Below are 3,832 nucleotides of genomic sequence, written 5' to 3' on the forward strand. Positions count from 1 at the left end.
GACCGCCCCCCCCCGCTCCCGCCCGGACCCCCTCCGCGCCCCCCCCGCCGCCGGCCCCCGCCGTAACCCCCCTACGCCGTTGTGACCGCCGCGCTAAAGGGGGCGTGGCCCGCCCCCCGGTGGGTGCGGCCCACGCCCGTCGTGCAGTACCGCTACCGCCGACTGCCGCTTACTTCGCGCCTTCGAGGATCTCGCGCGCGAGCTTGGCCGTCTCGGTCGGCGTCTTGCCGACCTTGACGCCGGCGGCCTCGAGGGCCTCCTTCTTGGCCTGTGCGGTGCCAGAAGATCCGGAGACGATGGCGCCGGCGTGGCCCATGGTCTTGCCCTCGGGGGCGGTGAAGCCCGCGACGTAGCCGACGACCGGCTTGGTGACGTTCTTCGCGATGAAGTCCGCCGCACGCTCCTCGGCGTCGCCGCCGATCTCGCCGATCATGACGATGAGCTCGGTCTCCGGGTCGGCCTCGAAGGCCTCCAGGGCGTCGATGTGCGTGGTGCCGATGACCGGGTCGCCACCGATGCCGACGGCGGAGGTGAAGCCGATGTCGCGCAGCTCGTACATCATCTGGTAGGTCAGCGTGCCGGACTTGGACACGAGACCGATCTTGCCGGGCTTGGTGATGTCGCCCGGGATGATGCCGGCGTTGGACTGGCCGGGGGTGATCAGACCCGGGCAGTTCGGGCCGATGATGCGGGTCTTGTTGCCCTTGGCGGTCGCGTACGCCCAGAAGGCGGCGGAGTCGTGCACCGCGATGCCCTCGGTGATGACGACGGCCAGCGGGATCTCGGCGTCGATGGCCTCGACGACGGCGGCCTTGGCGAAGGCCGGCGGGACGAAGAGGACGGAGACGTTGGCGCCCGTCTTCTCCATCGCCTCGGCGACCGAGCCGAAGACCGGGACCTCGGTGCCGTCGAAGTCGACGGTCGTGCCGGCCTTGCGCGGGTTCACGCCGCCGACGATGTTGGTGCCGTCAGCCAGCATCAGCTTGGTGTGCTTCATGCCCGTGGCACCGGTCATGCCCTGGACGATGACCTTGCTGTCCTTGTTGAGGAAGATAGCCATGTGAGTCTGTGACCTCTGCCCTTACTTCGCAGCCGCGAGCTCGGCGGCCTTGTCGGCCGCACCGTCCATGGTGTCCACGCGCTGCACCAGCGGGTGGTTGGCGTCCGAGAGGATCTTGCGACCCAGCTCGGCGTTGTTGCCGTCGAGGCGGACGACCAGCGGCTTGGTGACCGCCTCGCCCCGGTCCTCGAGCAGCTTCAGCGCCTGGACGATGCCGTTGGCGACCTCGTCACACGCGGTGATGCCACCGAAGACGTTGACGAACACGGACTTGACGTCCGGGTCGCCGAGGATGATCTCGAGGCCGTTGGCCATGACGGCGGCGGAGGCGCCACCGCCGATGTCGAGGAAGTTGGCGGGCTTGACGCCGCCGTGGTTCTCACCGGCGTAGGCGACGACGTCGAGGGTGCTCATGACGAGACCCGCGCCGTTGCCGATGATGCCGACCTCACCGTCGAGCTTGACGTAGTTGAGGTTCTTCTCCTTGGCGGCGGCCTCGAGCGGGTTCGCGGCCGCGTGGTCCACGAACTCCTCGTGACCCGGCTGGCGGAACTCGGCGTTCTCGTCCAGGGAGACCTTGCCGTCGAGGGCGATGACGTCGCCGGAGGCGACCTTCGCGAGCGGGTTGACCTCGACGAGGAGCGCGTCCTCGGCGATGAAGGTCTTCCACAGGGTCACGAGGACCTCGGCGACCTTCTCGGCGACCTCGGCCGGGAACTGCGCGAGCTCCACGATCTCGCGGGCCTTCTCGATCGTGACGCCCTCGTTGGCGTTGACCGGGACCTTCGCGAGCTTCTCGGGGGTCTCCTCGGCGACCTGCTCGATGTCCATGCCGCCGGCGACCGAGGCCATGGCCAGGAAGGTGCGGTTGGTGCGGTCGAGCAGGTACGAGACGTAGTACTCCTCGAGGATCTCGGGAGCCGTCTCGGCGATCATCACCTTGTGGACCGTGTGGCCCTTGATGTCCATGCCCAGGATGTCCGTCGCGCGGGCGACGGCCTCGTCCGGGGTGGCGGCGAGCTTGACGCCGCCGGCCTTGCCGCGGCCGCCGACCTTCACCTGTGCCTTGACGACCGACTTGCCGCCCAGCTTCTCGGTGGCCTCGCGAGCCGCCTCAGGCGTGTCGATCACTTCACCGGCCAGCACCGGTACACCGTGCTTGGCGAAGAGGTCCCTCGCCTGGTACTCGAACAGGTCCACGCGCGTCCGTCCCTTGTTTTGAAGATTCGCAGTGATTCGCGGTTTGTCTGCTATCTGCGTGGGCGTGCCGCGGAGGGCAACGTGACGGCGCTGTCACTGGGTAGGCGCACACGGTGACCGTGGACGCGGCATGTCCGTCTCGCAGGTTATCCCCGAGGGCCGTGGGACCCTAAATCACAGATCACACCTGAGCGGTGATACCTGTCACAGATCGCCTCACCCCGGAACTGCGGGTTCGTGCGATCCGCCGATTCTCGGCGGCCCGTCACGGGACCGGCAGGGGGCGCTTCTCCAGCGCGGCCGCCATCACCTCCGGGAACAGGTCGGGCGTGCAGGCGAAGGCGGGGGCGCCCAGTGCGGCCAGGGCCGCGGCGTGCTCCCGGTCGTAGGCGGGGGCGCCCTCGTCGGACAGCGCGAGCAGGGTCACGAACTCCACGCCGGCCGCCTTCATCGCGGCGACCCGCTTCAGCATCTCGTCGCGTATGCCGCCCTCGTAGAGATCACTGATCAGGACCACGACCGTGTCGGCAGGACGGGTGATCCTGGACTGGCAGTAGGCCAGGGCGCGGTTGATGTCCGTGCCGCCGCCGAGCTGGGTGCCGAAGAGGACGTCCACGGGGTCGTCGAGCCGGTCGGTCAGGTCCACGACCGCCGTGTCGAAGACGACCAGGCGGGTGGCGATCGAACGCATGGAGGCCAGGACCGCCCCGAAGACGGAGGCGTAGACGACCGAGGCCGCCATCGAGCCGGACTGGTCGATGCAGAGCACCACCTCCTTCTTCACCGCCCGCGCGGCCCGCCCGTAGCCGACGAGCCGCTCGGGCACGACGGTGCGGTGCTCGGGGAGGTAGTTCTTGAGGTTCGCGCGGATGGTGCGGTCCCAGTCGATGTCCCGGTGGCGGGGGCGGCTGGTCCGGGCGGAGCGGTCGAGGGCCCCGGAGAGGGTGGCCCGGGTCCGGGTCGCGAGGCGCCGCTCCAGCTGCTCGACCACCTTGCGGACCACCGCCCGCGCGGTCTCCTTCGTGGCGTCGGGCATCGCCTTGTTCAGCGACAGCAGGGTCCCGACCAGGTGCACGTCGGGCTCGACGGCCTCCAGCATCTCCGGCTCCAGCAGGAGGGCGGACAGGCCGAGCCGCTCGATGGCGTCCCGCTGCATGACCTGCACGACGGGGGTGGGGAAGTACGTCCGGATGTCCCCGAGCCAGCGCGCCACCCGCGGCGCGGACCCCCCGAGCCCGGCGGTCCGCTCCCCCGGCCCCTTGCCGTCCCCGGCTCCGTAGAGCGCGGCCAGCGCCCCGTCCATCGCGGCGTCCCGCCCGCCGAGCGTCTGTCCCGTCCCGTCGCCCTCCCCGCCGCCGAGTGCCATCCGCCAGCGCCGCAGCCGCTCGCCTCCGGCGGTTTCCGTGCCGCTCTCCGTCATCTGCCGATCCCCCTTGCGTCGTTGCCGTCCGTACGCTCCCGCTGCGCGGGTCCGTCTCCCCGCCCCGCCCGTCACCCCATAGGCGGGGCGGCCCCCCCGGCCCCCGGGGGGGGACAAACCGCCCGCGGTGGGAATTGTGTGGGCGCAATCAC

3 protein-coding genes are annotated in these 3,832 nt (G+C 70.4%); all 3 read right to left on the reverse strand.

The window, feature by feature from the left end; all coding sequences use genetic code 11:
* Positions 1-169: 169 nt before the first annotated feature.
* On the reverse strand, positions 170-1,060 hold the full coding sequence (sucD, locus tag ACFVXK_RS37460; RefSeq protein ID WP_045952187.1) for a succinate--CoA ligase subunit alpha: 891 nt from the start codon (positions 1,058-1,060) through the stop codon (positions 170-172).
* Between the two features lie 21 nt (positions 1,061-1,081).
* Positions 1,082-2,260 (reverse strand): ADP-forming succinate--CoA ligase subunit beta, encoded by a 1,179-nt coding sequence (gene sucC / locus ACFVXK_RS37465; RefSeq protein ID WP_389621514.1) that lies wholly within the window; start codon positions 2,258-2,260, stop codon positions 1,082-1,084.
* Between the two features lie 265 nt (positions 2,261-2,525).
* Positions 2,526-3,680, reverse strand: coding sequence for a VWA domain-containing protein (locus tag ACFVXK_RS37470; RefSeq protein ID WP_389621517.1), 1,155 nt, complete (start codon positions 3,678-3,680; stop codon positions 2,526-2,528).
* Positions 3,681-3,832: the final 152 nt, after the last annotated feature.

It is taken from the genome of Streptomyces sp. NPDC058157, assembly GCF_042884105.1.
In the GTDB taxonomy this organism is placed as follows: Bacteria; Actinomycetota; Actinomycetes; order Streptomycetales; family Streptomycetaceae; genus Streptomyces.

Coding starts and splice junctions, on each gene's coding strand:
- sucD (WP_045952187.1), bottom strand. CDS start 1,060: ATGGCTATCTTCCTCAACAAGGACAGCAAGGTCATCGTCCAGGGCATG.
- ACFVXK_RS37470 (WP_389621517.1), bottom strand. CDS start 3,680: ATGACGGAGAGCGGCACGGAAACCGCCGGAGGCGAGCGGCTGCGGCGC.